A 17,141-nucleotide genomic window follows, 5' to 3' on the forward strand; every position below is an offset into this window, starting at 1 on the left:
CTAGCTGCCTCCACTGTCGGCGGGGGTGGGCGCATCGAACGGCGCGATGCTGGGCGCTTGCGGACTCGATCCGAGGGGCGCGGTGCGCGCACCGGGCGGCGCCGGCGGTAGCGCCACCGGACTGCCAGGAACCGGTGGCGGCGGCTGGCCCGGAGCCGCGGCAATCCGGATGCCCGGGCTTGGCGGCAAGCCGCTGGGATTCGGTGCTGATGCCGCGACTTCCGGCGATCCAAACCCACCCAGAACAGACCCATACGGGCCTTGGTCCAGGTGCGCGCACGGCAATGGATCACCTGGCTCGGGCAGGCCATTTAGCGGTGGTGTATACGAACACGGGGATCCGGGGGGCAGGGCTGGCCCGGGGTGCTCCGCGGTGCCCTCCAAAGGAGCAGATGCCGGTGGCGGTGCACCGTTGGGGAATCGAGTGCCGTTGGGATCAGGGAATCGGAACGCCGGCAAGCCGGCGCTGCGCCAGAACTGCTCCGGATCAATCCCACGCTTCTTGAACGCCGCGTCAATGAAGGGCTGCAACAGCTGGCCGGGCAACAGGTTAGCCAGCTGAACCTTGAAATACGGTCCCGATGCGAGAACCTCGCCCAACGCGGTACTGAACTTAGCGGTTGTGACTGTCGCGTCGGCCAGATCGGATTTGTGTTTATCCAGCTGATCGGTGATAACACGTAGCTGTTCGATCACATGACGCAAGTTAGGGTTCTCACCGATAAACCCCGCGAGTTGATCGGAAACCCTCGACACATTCTCCAGCAGGTTCCGGACCGCTTCGCTTCGAGCGTTGAACGCTGCCAGCAATGTTCGCGAATTAACTAGCAGCTCATTGAACTGCTCGGCGCGGCTACCGAAAACCGCGGCAATTCTGTTCGCGTTGGCTACTAACCGCCTGATGTCGCCATCGCGCTTAGCCACAGTGTCCGACAACCTTCGGACACCCTCGAGCGTCGCGCCGAGATGCGGTGAGGTTTGATCAACGGTCTCTGACAACACGTCCAGCGATCGCCGTACTGCGTCGAGATCCCAACCGGCGGTCGCCTTGGTGAGGTCGGTTAGCGCGTCTGATATCTGATAGGGCACGCTGGTCCGAGACAGTGGCAACACACCGTTTGCGCTTAATGGTTTGGCTCCGCGCGACTCGATCTCGAGATCTTTGCGTCCCAAAATGGTGTCGGTGCGGATCGCCGCCCGACTCTCGCTGCCAATACTCCTGGCTCCCAAGGAGAAGCCGACCAGTACGTCATGTTTTTCGAGTTCGGTCGATCGGACCACTCCCACGTCGATACCGTCGATACGTACCTTGTCACCGGGCTTGAGGCCCGACGAGTTCGCAAACCGGCCGTAATAGGTCGGAGTGGCGAACAGCATCGGTACACCTGAAAACGATTGCCCCACTGCGCTAATCAGCATCACGACGACCACACCCATCAACCCGAGTTTGAATCGGCGCGACGCTTGCAGCAATTTCATTGCGGCGTGCACCTTCCCGTGGGCTGCGAAAAAAGCTTTACGGTGCGCACAGGCCCACCTGGCTGCAGGCCGTTAACTTTGATGCTCAGGTCACAGAAGTAATAGTTGAAGAAGTCGCCGTAGAGGCCGAGCCGCCCGATGAGCCGAAGCGCTTGCGGCCATTTCGTGAGAATGTGATCGAGGTCATCCTGCTTGTCGACCAGGGGCTGGTCGATGATGTTGAGGTGCTCGATGGTCTGGTGCAGGGATTCCCGGTCATCGGCCAGCAGGTTGGCCACTGTTCCGGATGCAATACTGATGCCCGCGGTTGCGTCGGCCAGCGGATCGGCCCTGTCCTTCAACCCGGTAACGAGCCGCTCAAAGTTGTTGATGGTGGTGTCGAGTTCGGTCTGGTGTTTGACCGTGGTGTCCAGAACCGTATTGAGGTTGTTTATGACTTCGCCTATCACCCGGTCACTACCGGCGATGTGTGAAGTCAGTTGTGCGGTCTGGTCAAGAATTTCGTTGATCGTTCCGCCCTGATCTTGGAAAACGGTAATCAGCGACGTGGCAAGAGTGTTCACCTTCTGTGGGTCCAACGCTCGAAACAGCGGCCGGAAACTTCCAATCAGCGCGTCCAGGTCTAAGGCAGGTTGGGTGTGCTCGATTGGGATCGTGTCGCCCGGTGAGAGCCGTTCTTGGCTGTCGCCGCGTTCTAGCTCGACATAGCGTTCGCCGATGAGGTTTAGGTAACGGATCGCCGCCGTAGTCCCTCGAAACAGCGGTAATGACCGCTCGACCTTGAAGGTGACGCGCACGCCCCCACCGTGATTGGGCGCCACGTCTGACACCTTGCCGACCTCTACCCCAGACGCGCGGACGAACTGGCCCGCGCGCAGACCGCTGGCGTTGCTGAATATGGCCGAGTACCTGTCGGTGCGGTCGAACCGCAATTGGCCGAAGACCACGATGATGATGCCGGTGAACAACAGCAGCACAAGTGAGCTGGCCCCGAGCTTGATAGCGGTCGTGTCGATTTTCATGGATTGATCGTGTTCTCTCCTATTTGGCGACCCCAAACGTATTCGCTCGCCAGAGGGTGCCCGAGCTGGAAGTGGTTATAGGGCGCGATGCTGGCGCCGGTGTCGGTGACCAGGTACGGCGTCGGCCACAGATCGCGACTTACCGGAGCCCAACAGCCAGGCTGCCCGCCCGGACCGCCGTGGGCGTTCATCCGCGGCAGGTTGTCCGGATAGACGTACGGAGCGTCTGTCCCGCCGAGTTCTATAGCCTGCGTGACCGAGTAGCCGTTCCCGCCGGCGATGGCCGCTGAGATGGGTTGGATGTCGGCGTAATCGCGGATCGCGCAGAACAATTCAGGGCTGTAGTCATCGAGTAGTTGCGCAGTGGATATCAGGTCAGCCTGCCCGCGCACCAGATAGGGTCCGCCCCGCTGCACAATGTCTGCGCCGGTGTTTCCAAAGCCGATCCCGGCCCGCAACGCGGCATCCAGGTCGTTCTGCTGGGCGGTGAGGGTATGGGCCGTTTTGACGGCATTTTGCAAGAAAGCCCACAGGTCAGGAGACGCCTGAACGTACACGTCGGCAAGACCCGCCAGCCGCCACATGTCGTAACGGATTTGAGGCATCTTGGGATTCAAATCGTCGAGGACGGCGTGGGTATCGCCGATCGCCTTGCCCAACCGCGTGCCCTGCCCGTCCAGCGCCTGCGCGAGAGCCGACAGCGTCGCGTTCAATTTGACCGGATCGACCTTTTCGGCGAGCGACATGACGGTTTCGAACAGGGTATTGGCCTCGGTGGTGACCGACGACACGTCGATCACATCATCAGAAGAAAGATGTTGCGGAACTGGCCGTTTCGGCGAGCTGAACGCCACATACTTCGGGCCGAACACGGTGCTTGCCCTGATGTTCGCATCCACGTTGGCCGGCATCACCTCGGTGTAACGCGGGTCGACATCCAAAGTCAGTCTGGCTTTGTATGCACCTTTTTGATCGATCAAAGCGACGTTCGTTACTCGCCCGATGGTCACGCCGTTGTAGGTGACCTTCGAGCCGGGATCCATCGTGAGGCCGGCTCGCGCGGCGATCACCGTCAAGTAGGTTTTCGACACGAATACGCCACGGAACTGAAACCACACCAGCCCCAGCACGATGCCCACCGCGACCAACCCGGCTATGCCGGCGCGTCGATACGGTGATTCGGGCAGCATTGTCTAGTCCTCTATGCGGTACGCGAGGGCTGGTTTCGGTGGCCGGACGCGCCCGTGTGGTACGCGCGGCTACAGGAATCGGCGCGGCCCTCCACTAAACGGGCATACTGCTGACCCGGTGACCTAGGCGCTATAGCTGACCAGGCAGTAAGTTCGCCGCAGTGTGCCCCAAGCCCGGTTGCGCCCACAGCGACCCGGATACAGCCCGGTGCTTCAGCGACGAGCATGCACACAGCCAAAACCTCCCGCCGATCGAACTGCCCTTGCCCCATGAGGCCTGGTGTGATGTCGGTTACTGACGTGACTGTAGCAGCGATAGCAGTGACTGTCATCAAAAATCGCGACATGGCCAGAGTGGCTGGCACCGCAAAGCTACCGCTCGACAGAGGAGCCCGTTTTCTAGTCACCGGGCGGATGCGAACGTCCGCTGTCGCGATGCCTTCGCCAGCGCTGAGCTCAGGCGGCCAAGGCACTGACCGGGGGCCACATCGCCGCCAGACCGGCACTTACCGCAGCGCACAAAAGGTTCTTTACGTCGACGATGTGCATCGGCCGGCCTGATGACAGAACGCGTCATATCTGTTATTTTGCCGTCAGTTGCTGACATCAGTTGCTGCCGTGGGTGATTCTGAGCTGCCCGGACGATCGATAACCCGCAAAGGAGCACGGCGACGACAGAAGAACCGCTTGAGCCCCGTCGATTCGGGAGCGAAAATGCGAGGCGCGCCCGGCGCGCAGGCCGTGACGGCGCCGCTCAGATCGGGCAGCACAGGCGCATTCGCCTAGCGAGTGTTTGGCGTCGGTAGGACGTGCAACGACAACGCATTCCATTGCCGCAGCCGAGCGACCTCTGGTGGAGAGGTAACCAATTAGCCAGACCAGCTGCCAAGTCAACGTGCCGCCCCCGGGTGGTGTGTCGGCCCCATCGATGAGACCAAGGAGCCAAGACAGCATGCCAACCGCATCACATGATGCCATCGTCCGCCAACTCCAAGAAGCGAACTATAAGCAACTCTGGACCGACGAGGCCGTGGTGCGAAGCCGAGTCGCAGCCCTGTCGAAGGATCCAGCCGATCCGAGCCCGCCGGCAAGCCTGACCGCCGACGTCCTCGTCGAGTCGACGGCCCGCCGCGGGTGGCCGTGCTTCGAGCTGCTACCGCGGAACGTAGCCTCCGCCGGGCGGGCACTGTATTTGCATGGGGGCGCCTATATTCATGAGATTCGAGACTTGCACTGGATTGCGCTCGCCGACCTCGTCGCCAGAAGCGGGTTCCATCTGACGGTACCGATTTACCCTCTCGCACCCTCCGCGACTGCCGACATTGTCGTCCCAACGTGCGCGTTACTCATCGAAGACGTCGCGACCAAAGACGAACGAGGCGAGTCGATTACATTGATTGGCGACTCTGCAGGGGGTGGCCTCGCGTTGGCCGCCGCGACGATGCTGTCCGGCCCCGCACTGCTTGCATGCGCCAGGCTTGTGCTTATATCGCCTTGGGTCGACGTCGCTTTCAGCGACCCGCGAACCGCAGAGATAGATAGCCGGGACCCGATCTCTGCAGTTGCCGGGCTGCGCGCGGCTGGCGACCTGTACCGGGGAGATCTCGCCCGCGAGCACCCCTGGGTCAGCCCGATCAACGCTGATCTCGTCGGGCTCCCACCCGTCACGCTGTTATCGGGGACCCGAGATGTATGCAACCCCGCAGCACGCCAGCTGTGCGAAAGAGCCGCGGCGGCAGGCGTCGACGTCGACTTCCACCAAGGCATCGATCTCGTCCACGTTTACCCGCTCCTGCCATGTGATGAAGGTGTCGACGCGCGCCAGGCGATCGCGGATGCACTCATCGCCGGCTCACACGGCCCGCTTGGTTAACGCACGGCGCTGTCGTGGTCGTTGCGCGTCTGGCTACCGCATGTAGTCAGCCAGCGCGTTTCCTATTGCGGCCTCGCCCGATGCGTTCGGGTGCAGTGGCAACGCCGGATGCATCACGGTGTAGCCCTCTATGTATCGGTCGTCCGGTGGCGCGCACACGTCGTGGCCGATGGTTAGGGGTCGAGTGTCGAAGTAGTCGATTTTCTTGTCGGCCGCGAGTTGCCTTTCCCGATCGTCGATCTCGTCAATCTTTGATTGAAGGTAGGCGCCGTCTTGCGGGAGAATCGGCTGCTCGGGAAAGCACCCTCCCGGGCGCATATACGTTCCGTAACCGACGATGATAATGCGCGCGTTGGGAGCCTTGGCTTTTAAGGCATCAATCATCGCCGCCCAAGCTGGCACCTGGGCGTCGATTCGTGCGGACAGCTGATCTCCTCCGGCACGGTATTGATCGGTGCACGGCGCGGCATCAGGGGAGCTTGCCCTGCAGTGCATCACAATCGGCCACAATCCGATATCGGCACCGCCGATGCTGACTGTGATCACTCCAGTGTCACGGCTCACCGCGTTGATTTGTGATGGCACCGAACCCGCCGGTGTCTGTTCTGCCTGGTGCATAATGTCATTCGTGGTGGCGCCGCCGCAGGTTACGTCGGTGAACCCGCTCGGCGTCAGCCGGCGAGACAGAACCGATGGGTAGTTGTTGGTCGACTTGCCGCAGCCCAGCGGCGGGGCGGGCTCTGGAACCGATGGCGCCGCCGCGTAGGAGTCACCCAAGGCGACGTATTTGAGCTGCTTGGGCGCCGGTTGCGCGCTCGCCGATGGCATGGCGGTGCAGGTGATCGCGAGCGCTGCGACCAGCGCCGAGCCGGTCCGCGTCAAAACTGCTGACATCAGTCTCATAGTTGGGATGCACCTCCGTCGACTGCGAATTCGGCTCCGGTGGTGTACGTCGCTTCGAACGCGAGGAAGGCTACCGCCTTGGCGACCTCGTCGGGATGACCGAGGCGTTTCATCGGGTTATCCTGAGCCATCTGGTATTTCGTCTGCTCTGCCTCCTCCGAGGGCATCGCTTTGGCGAGAATCGTTGTGTCGATGGGGCCGGGGCTCACAGCGTTGACGCGGATGCCGCGCGGCAGCAGTTCGACGGCCAGGGTGCGGGCCATCGAGCGCAGCGCCGCCTTGCTGGCCGAGTAGGCGCTGACCAGAGGTAACCCCATTACGTTCACGACCGAGGTGGTCAGCACTATCGCACTGCCCTCGGACATGAGCGGGACGAATCTCTGCACGGTGAAATATGGCGCCTTGGTGTTGAGCGTCAACAAGTCGTCGTAGACCGCCTCGGTCATATCCTGGAACGGCACGAAGCGGGTCGAACCGGCGTTCACGAAGAGCAGATCGAAACTGCCGAATTCGGCCTTCGCCCGCTCGGCGAGGGCGTCGATGTCGAGCGATGAAGTGGCATCGCTTTGGATTGCAATCGCATTCGGTCCGAGGGCGTCACGGGCGGAATGCACTGCGGCCTCGGACCGCCCAGTGACTAGGACGCGAGCTCCTTTGTCGAGCAACAATTTTGCAGTGGCTAACCCCATTCCGCTTGTCCCGCCGGTGATCACCACACGCCGTCCGCCATATTCCGTCATTTTCAGCCTTCCTTGAGATCATTCGCGGAGTTAGGGCCCGCCAATTGTCGATTCGGATTCACGCGTCATCGGAAACCCCACAGTGGGGGCCGTTTCGGTCGCCGTGCGCGCCCGAGTAATACGTGCGGCACCAGAAGCGGCTGCAGGAACCGGCCTGCCCCACGCAAGATGGGCCAGCGACGAACACGCGCACAGCCAAAACCTCCCGCGGATCGAGCTGCCCTGGCAGCACCAGTATCATGTCAGTATCTGACATGACCGTATCAACGATAGCAGTAACTGTCATCAGTGAGCTCAGCTACACCGGTGGTGTTATCACCACCCGGCTGTTGGCAATGACGGCACGACGCGTAGGCGCCACGCCTACCTCGCGATGGAGAGCGGCGCTCATCTCGGACATCGATCGGCGGGAAGTCGAGAGGGGCCGGCACCGCAAAAGCTGTTGCTCGACAGAGAAGCTCGCCTCGTAGTCACCGAGCGGATGCGAAGCGTCCGTTATCACGATGCCTTCGCCAGCGCCGAGCTAAGACGACCGTCTTGGGGACTGGCATGATGATGGAGTGATATCAGCCGCTGTCATCAACTAGAGTCGGTAAATATGGGCCGGTGGGAACCCAACGCGCGTGGCCGCCTCGAGCAAGCGGCCTTAGACCTCTACAGCCACCGCGGATTCGACCAGACCACCGTTGCGGAGATTGCTCAGCGTGCAGGGTTGACGGAGCGAACGTTTTATCGGCACTTCGCCGACAAGCGCGAGGTGTTGTTTGGGGGTGAAGAGGCCCTACGTGACTTGTTTGTCCAAGCCGTTGTTAGCGCTCCTGACCACGCAGCGCCGCTCGACGCGGTCGCTGCTGGACTCAAGGTTTTCGGCATTCTGTCCGATGGGCGCCCGCGCGAGCAGCCCAGGCAGCGCCAAGGTGTCATTGCCGCCAACACGGCGCTTCAGGAACGCGAATTGATCAAGCTCGCAAAGCTCGCCTCGAGTATGGCCGAGGCGCTCCGTCAGCGAGGCGTCGCAGAACCGGCCGCGAGCCTGGCCGCGGAAGCTGGGGTCTCGGTCCTGAAAATCGCCTTCGACCGCTGGGTCGCCGACATCAACGAGCGCACGTTGGCACAGCTGATCGACGAATGCCTTGGCGAACTTAAAGCACTGGCCGCGGGCCTAACGTCGCCGCCACGCCGGCAATGACCGCAGCGCGCAAAGCTTTTCCACGTTGGCGTTAGTAATCAGTGATGACAGCCTAAGTAAATTGTGTTATTTTGATGTCAGTTACTGACATCAAAGTATGCCCTGGGTGATGTTCTGAGCTGCCCAGACGGTCGATAACAAGCAAGGAGTACCCGAGATGACTCCCGAGAACATGGCTCTGTGGCTGCCCAAGGCCCGAGGCCGATTCGAGGTCGGACCCGCCCCCTACACAGGGCCCGCGGCCAATGAGGTGGTCGTGCGCGCACATGCCATTGCCGTGAATCCGATCGACGCGATGCCCGGGTTCGCCTACCGGGTGATCCTGCCGTGGCTGACGTTTCCCGCCGTCGTCGGCTCCGACGTGGCCGGCGAAGTTGTCGAAGTTGGATCCGAGGTGACCCGGCTGCGGCCGGGCGATCGCGTCGTTGGCCACGCGGCAGGGATAGACCGCAACCGCAACCGGGCCGCAGAAGGCGCCTTCCAACTTTACGTCGTGCTCATGCAGCACATGGTTACGCCCATTCCTGACGATCTGCCCTTCGAGCGCGCTGCGGTGCTGCCGATGTCAGTTTCGACCGCGGCATCGGGCATGTTTCAGCAAGATCAGCTCGCGCTACGGCTGCCCACCACTGATCCCAAGGACCGCGGCGAGACAGTCCTGGTGTGGGGCGGGTCCACCAGCGTCGGCAGTAACGCGATCCAGTTGGCGCGCCATGCCGGCTACCGCGTCGTTGCCACCTCCTCGCCGCACAACTTCGGCTACCTCCGCTCGCTGGGTGCCGCCGCGGCTGTCGACTACCACAGCCGAACCGCCGCCAGGGAGCTCATCGACAAGATCGGTGACAGTCCCCTCGCCGGCACGCTGGCAATCGGCAACGGCTCTCTGGCACCGACCCTGTCAATCGCGGCGAAAGTACCCGGTAGCCGCCGTATCGCCGCCGCACAGCCCGCGTGGCTCACGCGGATCGCGTTGGCATGCCGACGCCGCCACGGTGTTCGGGTGAGCTCCATTTGGGGCACAAGCCTCAAAGACAACGAGGTTGGCCCGGCCATATACGAGGACTTCCTGCCGGGCGCGCTGGCGAATGGCACCTACCGGGCCGCACCCTACCCGGTGGTGGTCGGCGAGGGACTCCAGAAGATTCCCGATGCGCTTGACGAACTACGTAAAGGCGTCTCCGCCAAGAAACTCGTCGTCAAGGTATGACCGCACCGAAGGCGACAGCGCCGAAATCCCCAGTTGTGTAACTTATTTCCCGTTATAGAGGTGTAGAAGGATGGTAAAGGCAATAAAGCCCGGCTTCGGCGCGTCGTTGTTCGACCGAGCCGTCGCATCGCGTTCGAAGCTGCCCAAGGCAACACATCGCTTCCGGATCGAACGTGACCTCGCCGTGCCCATGAGGGACGGGATTACGTTGTTAGCCGACCACTATGTTCCGACCGGGACGCAGGGCCGCGGAACGATCCTGATCCGCACGCCGTACGGGCGGGGCCTGCCCATCAAAATGGATGCGCGGCTGTTTGCCGGGCAGGGCTATCACGTGGTGGTGCAGAGCTGCCGCGGGTCGTTTGGTTCCGGTGGCCAGTTCACGCCGATGGCCGCCGACATCGACGACGGCCAAGACACCATGGGGTGGTTGCGCGCGCAGCCGTGGTTCGACGGGCGACTGGCCACCTATGGGGCGTCTGGTGTGGGATGGACGCAGTGGGCCCTGCTGGTCGATCCGCCGCCAGAGCTGCGCGCGGCGGTGATTATCGCCGGCTTTCATAATGCCGTCGAGTTCGGCTTGGGCACAGGCGCTTTCCGTCTCCACGACCTACTCACGTGGTCGAAGGTGATTGTGAACCAAGAGCGGTTCGGGTTGCTCGGTGCCATGTGGGTCTTCGCCCGGGCCGCCAAGCTCAACGCCCGCACCGTCGCGGCCCTCCCGCTGGCCGAGGCGGCAGACATTGCACTCGGACATCGGGCGCCGTGGTTTCGCAAATGGCTGTGCAACCAAGACCTCAGCGACCCGTTTTGGGAGCCCTACAACGCCAGCGCCGCGCTGGAAAAGGCGTCGGCGCCGATCCGGCTGGTCGTCGGTTGGCAAGACCTTCTACTCACCCACACCATGCGCCAGTATGACGTGCTGCATGAACGCGGACTCGACGTCACGCTCACCGTCGGGCCATGGATACACCAGCAGGTAGTCAGCGGCGCGAACGGGCAGCTTGCCGCCGACAACCTCGACTGGATGGCCGAGCACCTGGCGGGTGAACCCGTCGCCCGCAAGCACCAGCCCGTCCGGTTCGCCGTCACCGGCACCGACGAATGGCGTGAACACCCGCACTGGCCGCCACCAACCACTGAACAGGTCCACTATCTCGGTCTGGGCGGGCAGCTCACCGGGCAGCAGCCGCCGACCGGCACCTCCTCGTTCACCTACGACCCCGCTCATCCCACACCGACGGTTGCCGGGCCCTTGATCGACAACGACGCCGGAGTGCGCGACAACCGCGACCTCGAGGCACGCTCAGACGTGCTGACCTTTACCACCCCCGCGCTGGGCGAAATGCTGGAGATCATCGGCACTCCGGTCGTGGAGCTCCACCACAGCACGAGCAATCCGCACGCCGACGTGTTCGTCCGGCTCTGCGATGTCGACGCGAAAGGCTGCTCCCGCAACTTCTCTGAGACTTTCCTACGGCTCGACCCCGCCGCCGGGGACGGGCCGCTGCGGCTACATCTGCACCCCTGCGCACACCGGCTAGCCCCCGGCCACCGGCTACGGCTACAGGTAGCGGGCGGCTCGTTCCCCCAGTACATGCGGAACGAGGGCACCGGCGCGCCACCAGGCACCGGCACCGAACTGCGCCCATGCCGACACACCATCCACCACGGCAAATCCCGAGTGATACTTCCCATCCCCGCATAAATCGCCGACCGGCACACCGCGTTTGGGTGACGAGGCCACCTGCGCCGCCCGCACCGCAGGGGATCGGAATCAGTTGTTGCACTGAGAATTTGTCACAAGGAGGAACGCCTGATGTACCTGACCCAGGGTCTGCACCGCGCCGTCCAGGAAACGCCGGACGAGGTGATGACGGTCTGTGGAACTCGCCAGCACACCGTTCGGGAAGTGGCCGGCCGAGTGGCCCGGCTGGCGGGCGCCTTGCGGACGTTAGGTGTCGAAAGCGAAGACCGCGTAGCGATCCTGGCCTTGAACTCCGACCGCTATCACGAGTATCTGTTTGCCGTACCGTGGGCGGACGCGGTGCTCAACCCGATCAATATCCGCTGGAGCGCCGAAGAGATCGCCTACTGTCTGCGTGACTCCGCATCCCGGGTCCTGCTGATCGACGATGCGTTCATCCCGATGCTGCCCGGTCTGTACGAAGCCGTGCCGACGCTGGCCGAAGTGATCCACATCGGTGACGGTCCCACACCCAGCGGCATGAACGCATACGAGGATCTGATTGCCGGGGCGGAGCCGATTCCCGATGTGCGCCGAGGCGGGCACGCGATCGCCGGACTCTTCTACACCGGGGGCACCACTGGCCGCGCCAAGGGCGTCATGCTCTCCCACGCCAACCTGCACGTGTCCTGGCTCGGCTCGACGGCGACAGGTTACGGCTGCCAGCGTGGCTCACGAACTTTGCACGCTGCACCGATGTTTCACCTCGGTGACCTCGCAGCGTGGGGTGCGACGGTGCTGGTCGGCGGCAGCCATGTGTTCCTGTCGGCCTTCAGCCCACTCGACACGCTGTCGGCGATCGCCACGCATCAGGTCACCGACGTGATGTTGGTGCCCGCGATGATCCAGATGCTCATCGATCATCCAGAGATTGGAAAGCACGACCTGAGCAATCTGCGGCGCGTGTTGTATGGCGCTGCACCTATCCCGCAAGCTCTGCTCGAACGGGCCATGACGGCTGTCCCGAACGCGTCGTTCATCCAGGCCTATGGCATGACTGAACTATCCGCTGTCGCAAGCTTGCTCAGCCCGGCCGACCACGACAACGGCCGATTGCAATCCGCGGGCCGAGCAGCCCCGCACTCCGAAATCCGGGTGGTCGACCCTCTGGGCACACCCATGCCCCCCGGTGCGGTCGGAGAGATCGTCGTGCGCGGCGGGCACGTCATGCTGGGCTACTGGAACAAGCCCGACGAAACAGCCGCCGCGGTGCGCGACGGATGGATGCATACCGGCGACGCCGGCTATATCGACGAGCAGGGCTACCTTTATGTCGTCGACCGCCTTAAAGACATGATTATCACCGGCGGCGAGAACGTCTATTCCGCGGAGGTCGAGAACGCCGTCGCCCGCCATCCGGCAGTCGCGCAATGTGCGGTGATCGGCGTTCCCGACCCCGATTGGGGCGAGCGCGTCCATGCGGTCGTCGTCTTGCACGCGGAGACGACACTCGCCCTCGATGAATTGCGTGCCCACACCAAGACACATATCGCCGGATACAAAGCGCCGCGCAGCATGGAAATCGTCGAGACACTGCCGCTCTCCGGAGCCGGCAAGGTCATCAAGCCCAAGCTGCGCGAACACTACTGGAGCACCGTCGACCGCCACGTCAACTGATGCTCGGCCAAACAGAGGTGCCTCCCCCATCGCAAGTTCGGACGCGCCTCGGCCGTCCCAGATGCAAGGAGTGCGTATGAGCCGACGCCAGAAGGTGTGGTTTATCACCGGCACCTCGCGCGGCTTCGGCCACGAGTGGGCCGTCGCTGCACTGCAGCGCGGAGACAGCGTCGCCGCCACCGCCCGCGATGCCACCTCGCTGGAAAGCCTGGTCGCAGATTATGGCAATGCGGTTCTGCCGATTCAGCTCGACGTCACCGATCGCCAAGCCGGTTTCGCTGCCATACGCCGCGCCCACAACCATTTCGGACGCCTCGACATCGTGGTTAACAACGCTGGTTACGGTCAGCTAGGTTTCATCGAAGAGCTCTCCGAGCGCGAGGCACGCGCGCAGTTCGACACCAATGTCTTTGGTGCCCTGTGGATTACCCAGGCTGCGCTGCCACTGCTGCGTCAACAGCGCAGTGGCCATATCATCCAAGTGTCCTCGATTGGCGGTATCACCGCATTCGCGGGCAGCGGCATGTACAACTCGTCCAAGTGGGCACTCGAAGGATTCTCGCAGGCACTCGCCTGGGAAGTCGCCCCCTTCGGAATCCACGTCACCCTCATCGAACCTGGCAGTTTCTCCACGACGTGGTCGGAAGGCGTACGGCAGGGCAGTCCAATCGTCGACTACTCCGAACTCCACCAGACTGCTGCAGAGGCGCAAAAGCTCAATATGTCTTCGCGTGGCGATCCACGTGCCTCGGCGTGCGCTTTGATGAAGATCGTTGATGCCCCAAATCCGCCGCTGCGGGTCCTCTTCGGTGCAAATGCCCTAGAGCTAGCCATGACTGACTACGACAATCGAATTAGGAGCTGGCAACAATGGCAGCTCGTCGCCCGTGAAGCGCACGGCACGTCGCAGTAGACCGCATTCGCGTAGGAACAGCGCGCCATGCATGGTTGTGCCGCGCCGATGCCCAGGCGCATCCACTTGCGGGTCTTCGAAGGGCGTCTGCAGCCGTTCGTCTTCAATAATCGATGCGAGCGTTTGGGGATGACCACCAAGATGGTCCGCGGGACCCCACTTGACGCCCACCGCGCGGTAGGGATAAACGAGCCGCGACACGACGCCGAGCACCGCCCGGCCCTGATCACGCAAATGCTTCCGATCTCTACCGGATCCGCTGGGCCGGCGAGGCCGAGTGTGCGGTAGTCGACCGCTACGCGCGACCCTAGCGCGCGGACTTCCTCGATCCCACTAGCAATCCGGTTGCCGAACACGGCGGTCCCGCGCATCAGGGCGAGCTGTGTGCGGCGCGTCGCGACGCCGCCGGGTCGCACGTTTTTGTGAGCATCGAGCCACGGCTCCGGCTTGCTTGTCCGCTGTTGAGTGCACCACGGAATGTAAGCTTGGCTCTCCTAACATCGTGGCGAAAGGAATGGTTGTGAACGTCGACACCAGGCGGCCCCGCCGGACCCAAGCCCAGCGCAGTGCTGAAATGCGTGAACGTCTGTTGGACGCCACGATTGGATGTCTGGTCGATTACGGCTACGCCGCAACCACAACGGCGCGCATCGTGGCGCAGGCTGGCGTTACCCGGGGTGCTCAGCTGCATCATTTCCGGTCCAAGGAGGACCTCGTTGTCGCGGCGATCGCTCATCTTGCCCAACAAAGGGCCCGGGCCGCTATCGGCGAACTTCGCGACACTTGGTCCGGCTCAGATCCGGTGTCGGCGGTGTTGGATTTTCTCTGGGAGTCCCACCAGGGACCCATGTTCGTTGCCACCATTGAGCTTTGGGTCGCCGCCCGCACCGATCCGGTCCTGGTGCGGGAAGTCAAACGTGTCGAACCTATCGTCATCGACACCTTGGCGTCGGCCATAACCCAGCTCCTCCCGAACCGAGCAGCTCCCAAAAAGCTTCGTAACGCGATATTTACGGCGATGGACACTTTGCGTGGCATCTTGATATTCGGCTTTGTCGATCAAGACCAGACGCAGACCAGACGTCGATGGGAACGTGCATGCCTTGCCCTGCGCCCCGTCGTGGCCGAGGCGTTGACCGATGGTTCACCGAACAAGAACAGACGTGGGCAGCGTGCCGCCGCGCACAACTGACGTTCCCAAGATCTGAGCCTCGCGAGCGACCCTGTCATCCGGCGTCCCCGCGCATAAACATGCCATTCGTTTCGTATGTTTGTCTGCCGAAGGGTTTCCGCCCTCCAGACGTCGGTCTGACCGGCGGCGCGGAACAGGCCGCAACGCCGCGCAGTCTGTCCACGAGAACTCGAGACGCCGCACTTCTGATGTCTGCTTGCAAATACCGCAACGAACGTTTGCGCGTCGTTGATGCGGCGCGGCGCACCGCTGTGTTCAAGGCGCTTCACGGCGGTCGACAAACTTCTGGCCGAACGGCGCCGGAACGCCATTTGCATACCGGTTGGACTGTATGTTACGTTCGTTGGGTCGCAGGAAGCGGGAAGGTGGGCTATGGCTGGGCGGGTGTTCGTGGTCGGCGTGGGGATGACGGAGTTCGAAAAGCCGGGCAGGCGCGACAATTGGGGTTACCCGGACATGGCTCGCGAGGCGGGCACTCGAGCGCTCCAGGATTCCTTGGCGCGCCGATGATCTATGACCCGTTGGCCAAGCTGCAGTGCTCGCCGACATCCGACGGATCCGGTGCCGCCGTCTTGGCAAGCGAGGAGTTCGTCGAAAAACACGGACTGGCAGCACAATCGGTCGAGATCACGGGACAGTCGATGATCACCGACTTTGCCAACAGCTTCGATGGCAGCTGTAAGGCATTGATTGGGTACCACATGAATGTCGCTGCAGCCCAGTCGGTGTACGAGCAGTCCGGCCTGGGGCCAGAGGATTTTTAGGTAATCGAATTGCACGACTGCTTCTCGGCTAACGAGCTGCTGCTGTATGAGGCACTCGGGCTCTGCACAGAGGGCGAGGCACACAAGCTCATCGATGCCGATGACACGACCTACGGTGGGCGCTGGGTGGTTAACCCCTCGGGGGGTCTGGTTTCCAAAGGCCATCCGTTGGGAGCGACCGGACTGGCGCAATGCGCCGAACTGACCTGGCAGCTACGCGGCACCGCCGGCAAGCGCCAAGTCGACAACGTTGTTGCTGCCCTCCAGCACAACATCGGGCTGGGCGGGGCGGCTGCCGTCGGGACGAGGATTCGGCCGAGAACACGCCCTGCTCTTCGCCCGCGAGGGCGTTAGCGTCGTGGTCAACGACCTCGGCGGCAACAACGCCGGAGAAGGCGAAGACAGCGCCCCGGCACACAGCGTGGTGGCTGAGGTCATCGCCGCCGGCGGGCGCGCGATAGCAAACACCGACAATGCGACTGGAATAGCGCGAAAAGCATTGTGCAACACGCTGTCGACGAGTTTGGCCGACTCGATGTACTGGTCAATAACGCGGGCATCCTACGTGACGCGTTCATCGCCGGTATGACCGAATCGCAGTGGGACGCGGTCATCGCCGTGCACCTGAAGGGACACTTCATCATGTTGCATCATGCCGCCGAGTACTGGAAAGGCCAATCGAAGGCCGGTGAGCAGCCCAACGCAGCCGTCATCAACACCGCATCAGCATCGGGTCTGACAGTGCCGAATGCAGGCCAAGCCAACTACGGATGCGCCAAGGCGGCGATCGCGGCGTTGACCCTCGTCGCGGCTGAAGAACTCCAACGCTACGGCGTACGCGTCAACGCCATCGCGCCCATCGCCCGCACCAGGCCCACCTCGGCGACTCCCGGAATGGGTGCATTGATGGGCGAGCCCGAGGACGGTGGACACGATATGTTCAGCCCGGCAACATCTCTCCTGTCGTGGCCTACCTGGCGTCGGACAAATGCCCACTCACCGGCCAGGTGTCCGCGGTTTAGGGGGGCGCGATTTCGCAACTGGCGGGTTGGCACGATGTGGCGACCATCGAAACAGATGATCTATGGCAGATCGACGACATCGCCGCTCGTCTGCCCAACTGAACACAAACAGACACGAGACAATCACCGATGTTCGAGTGGTCAGAATGTGATCTCCTCGTCCCGCATACCGCCGATTGCTGACCGCGGTCCACGCACATCGCGAGCGGTGATCCCCGCTTATTCGTCGTATACAGGATTTACGAAATGCGCAGTCGCGTAGCTGGTTTCCCGTTATAGAGGT

12 protein-coding genes and 2 pseudogenes are annotated in these 17,141 nt (G+C 62.6%); 9 read left to right on the forward strand and 5 right to left on the reverse strand.

Annotated features, from left to right (window positions below; translation table 11 throughout):
* From BST14_RS03230 to BST14_RS03240, 3 genes are read right to left on the reverse strand one after another with little or no spacing between them, the layout of a single operon-like run.
* Window positions 1-1,479, reverse strand: coding sequence for a virulence factor Mce family protein (locus BST14_RS03230; RefSeq protein WP_083063146.1), 1,479 nt, complete (start codon window positions 1,477-1,479; stop codon window positions 1-3).
* Window positions 1,476-2,501, reverse strand: coding sequence for an MCE family protein (locus BST14_RS03235; RefSeq protein ID WP_083063147.1), 1,026 nt, complete (start codon window positions 2,499-2,501; stop codon window positions 1,476-1,478). The genes BST14_RS03230 and BST14_RS03235 overlap by 4 nt, the downstream gene beginning before the upstream one ends.
* On the reverse strand, window positions 2,498-3,691 hold the full coding sequence (locus BST14_RS03240) for an MCE family protein (protein WP_083063148.1): 1,194 nt from the start codon (window positions 3,689-3,691) through the stop codon (window positions 2,498-2,500). The genes BST14_RS03235 and BST14_RS03240 overlap by 4 nt, the downstream gene beginning before the upstream one ends.
* A 952-nt stretch (window positions 3,692-4,643) precedes the next feature.
* Between BST14_RS03240 and BST14_RS03245 the strand changes: the two genes are divergently transcribed.
* Entirely contained in the window at window positions 4,644-5,564 is a 921-nt protein-coding gene (locus tag BST14_RS03245; protein ID WP_158085846.1) for an alpha/beta hydrolase fold domain-containing protein, read from the forward strand.
* A gap of 33 nt (window positions 5,565-5,597) precedes the next feature.
* Here the strand turns inward: BST14_RS03245 and BST14_RS03250 are convergent, their stop codons facing one another.
* Together BST14_RS03250 and BST14_RS03255 are read right to left on the reverse strand one after the other, a co-directional pair.
* Window positions 5,598-6,341, reverse strand: a complete 744-nt coding sequence (locus tag BST14_RS03250; RefSeq protein WP_158085847.1) for an SGNH/GDSL hydrolase family protein — start codon at window positions 6,339-6,341, stop codon at window positions 5,598-5,600.
* Between the two features lie 122 nt (window positions 6,342-6,463).
* Entirely contained in the window at window positions 6,464-7,207 is a 744-nt protein-coding gene (locus BST14_RS03255) for an SDR family oxidoreductase (RefSeq protein ID WP_083063151.1), read from the reverse strand.
* A 598-nt stretch (window positions 7,208-7,805) separates the two neighbouring features.
* Here BST14_RS03255 and BST14_RS03260 point away from each other — a divergent pair.
* From BST14_RS03260 to BST14_RS03295, 8 genes and pseudogenes are all read left to right on the forward strand, one after another.
* Complete coding sequence (locus tag BST14_RS03260; RefSeq protein ID WP_083063152.1) at window positions 7,806-8,396, forward strand: TetR family transcriptional regulator; 591 nt, start codon at window positions 7,806-7,808, stop codon at window positions 8,394-8,396.
* 157 nt (window positions 8,397-8,553) lie between these two features.
* On the forward strand, window positions 8,554-9,603 hold the full coding sequence (locus BST14_RS03265) for a zinc-binding alcohol dehydrogenase family protein (protein ID WP_083063153.1): 1,050 nt from the start codon (window positions 8,554-8,556) through the stop codon (window positions 9,601-9,603).
* Window positions 9,604-9,673: 70 nt separating this feature from the next.
* Window positions 9,674-11,311: a CocE/NonD family hydrolase gene (locus tag BST14_RS03270; RefSeq protein ID WP_083063154.1), complete on the forward strand. Its 1,638-nt coding sequence runs from the start codon at window positions 9,674-9,676 to the stop codon at window positions 11,309-11,311.
* A 111-nt stretch (window positions 11,312-11,422) separates the two neighbouring features.
* Window positions 11,423-12,967 (forward strand): acyl-CoA synthetase, encoded by a 1,545-nt coding sequence (locus BST14_RS03275; protein WP_083063155.1) that lies wholly within the window; start codon window positions 11,423-11,425, stop codon window positions 12,965-12,967.
* 76 nt (window positions 12,968-13,043) lie between these two features.
* Window positions 13,044-13,880 (forward strand): SDR family oxidoreductase, encoded by an 837-nt coding sequence (locus BST14_RS03280; RefSeq protein WP_083063156.1) that lies wholly within the window; start codon window positions 13,044-13,046, stop codon window positions 13,878-13,880.
* A 514-nt stretch (window positions 13,881-14,394) separates the two neighbouring features.
* Window positions 14,395-15,072 (forward strand): TetR/AcrR family transcriptional regulator, encoded by a 678-nt coding sequence (locus tag BST14_RS03285; RefSeq protein ID WP_142279243.1) that lies wholly within the window; start codon window positions 14,395-14,397, stop codon window positions 15,070-15,072.
* A 494-nt stretch (window positions 15,073-15,566) separates the two neighbouring features.
* A pseudogene (locus BST14_RS03290) lies at window positions 15,567-16,190 on the forward strand (thiolase C-terminal domain-containing protein); the annotation flags it as partial.
* A pseudogene (locus BST14_RS03295) lies at window positions 16,129-16,960 on the forward strand (SDR family oxidoreductase). The pseudogenes BST14_RS03290 and BST14_RS03295, both read left to right, overlap by 62 nt.
* Window positions 16,961-17,141: the final 181 nt, after the last annotated feature.

The organism is Mycobacterium arosiense ATCC BAA-1401 = DSM 45069 (assembly GCF_002086125.1).
In the GTDB taxonomy this organism is placed as follows: domain Bacteria; phylum Actinomycetota; class Actinomycetes; order Mycobacteriales; family Mycobacteriaceae; genus Mycobacterium; species Mycobacterium arosiense.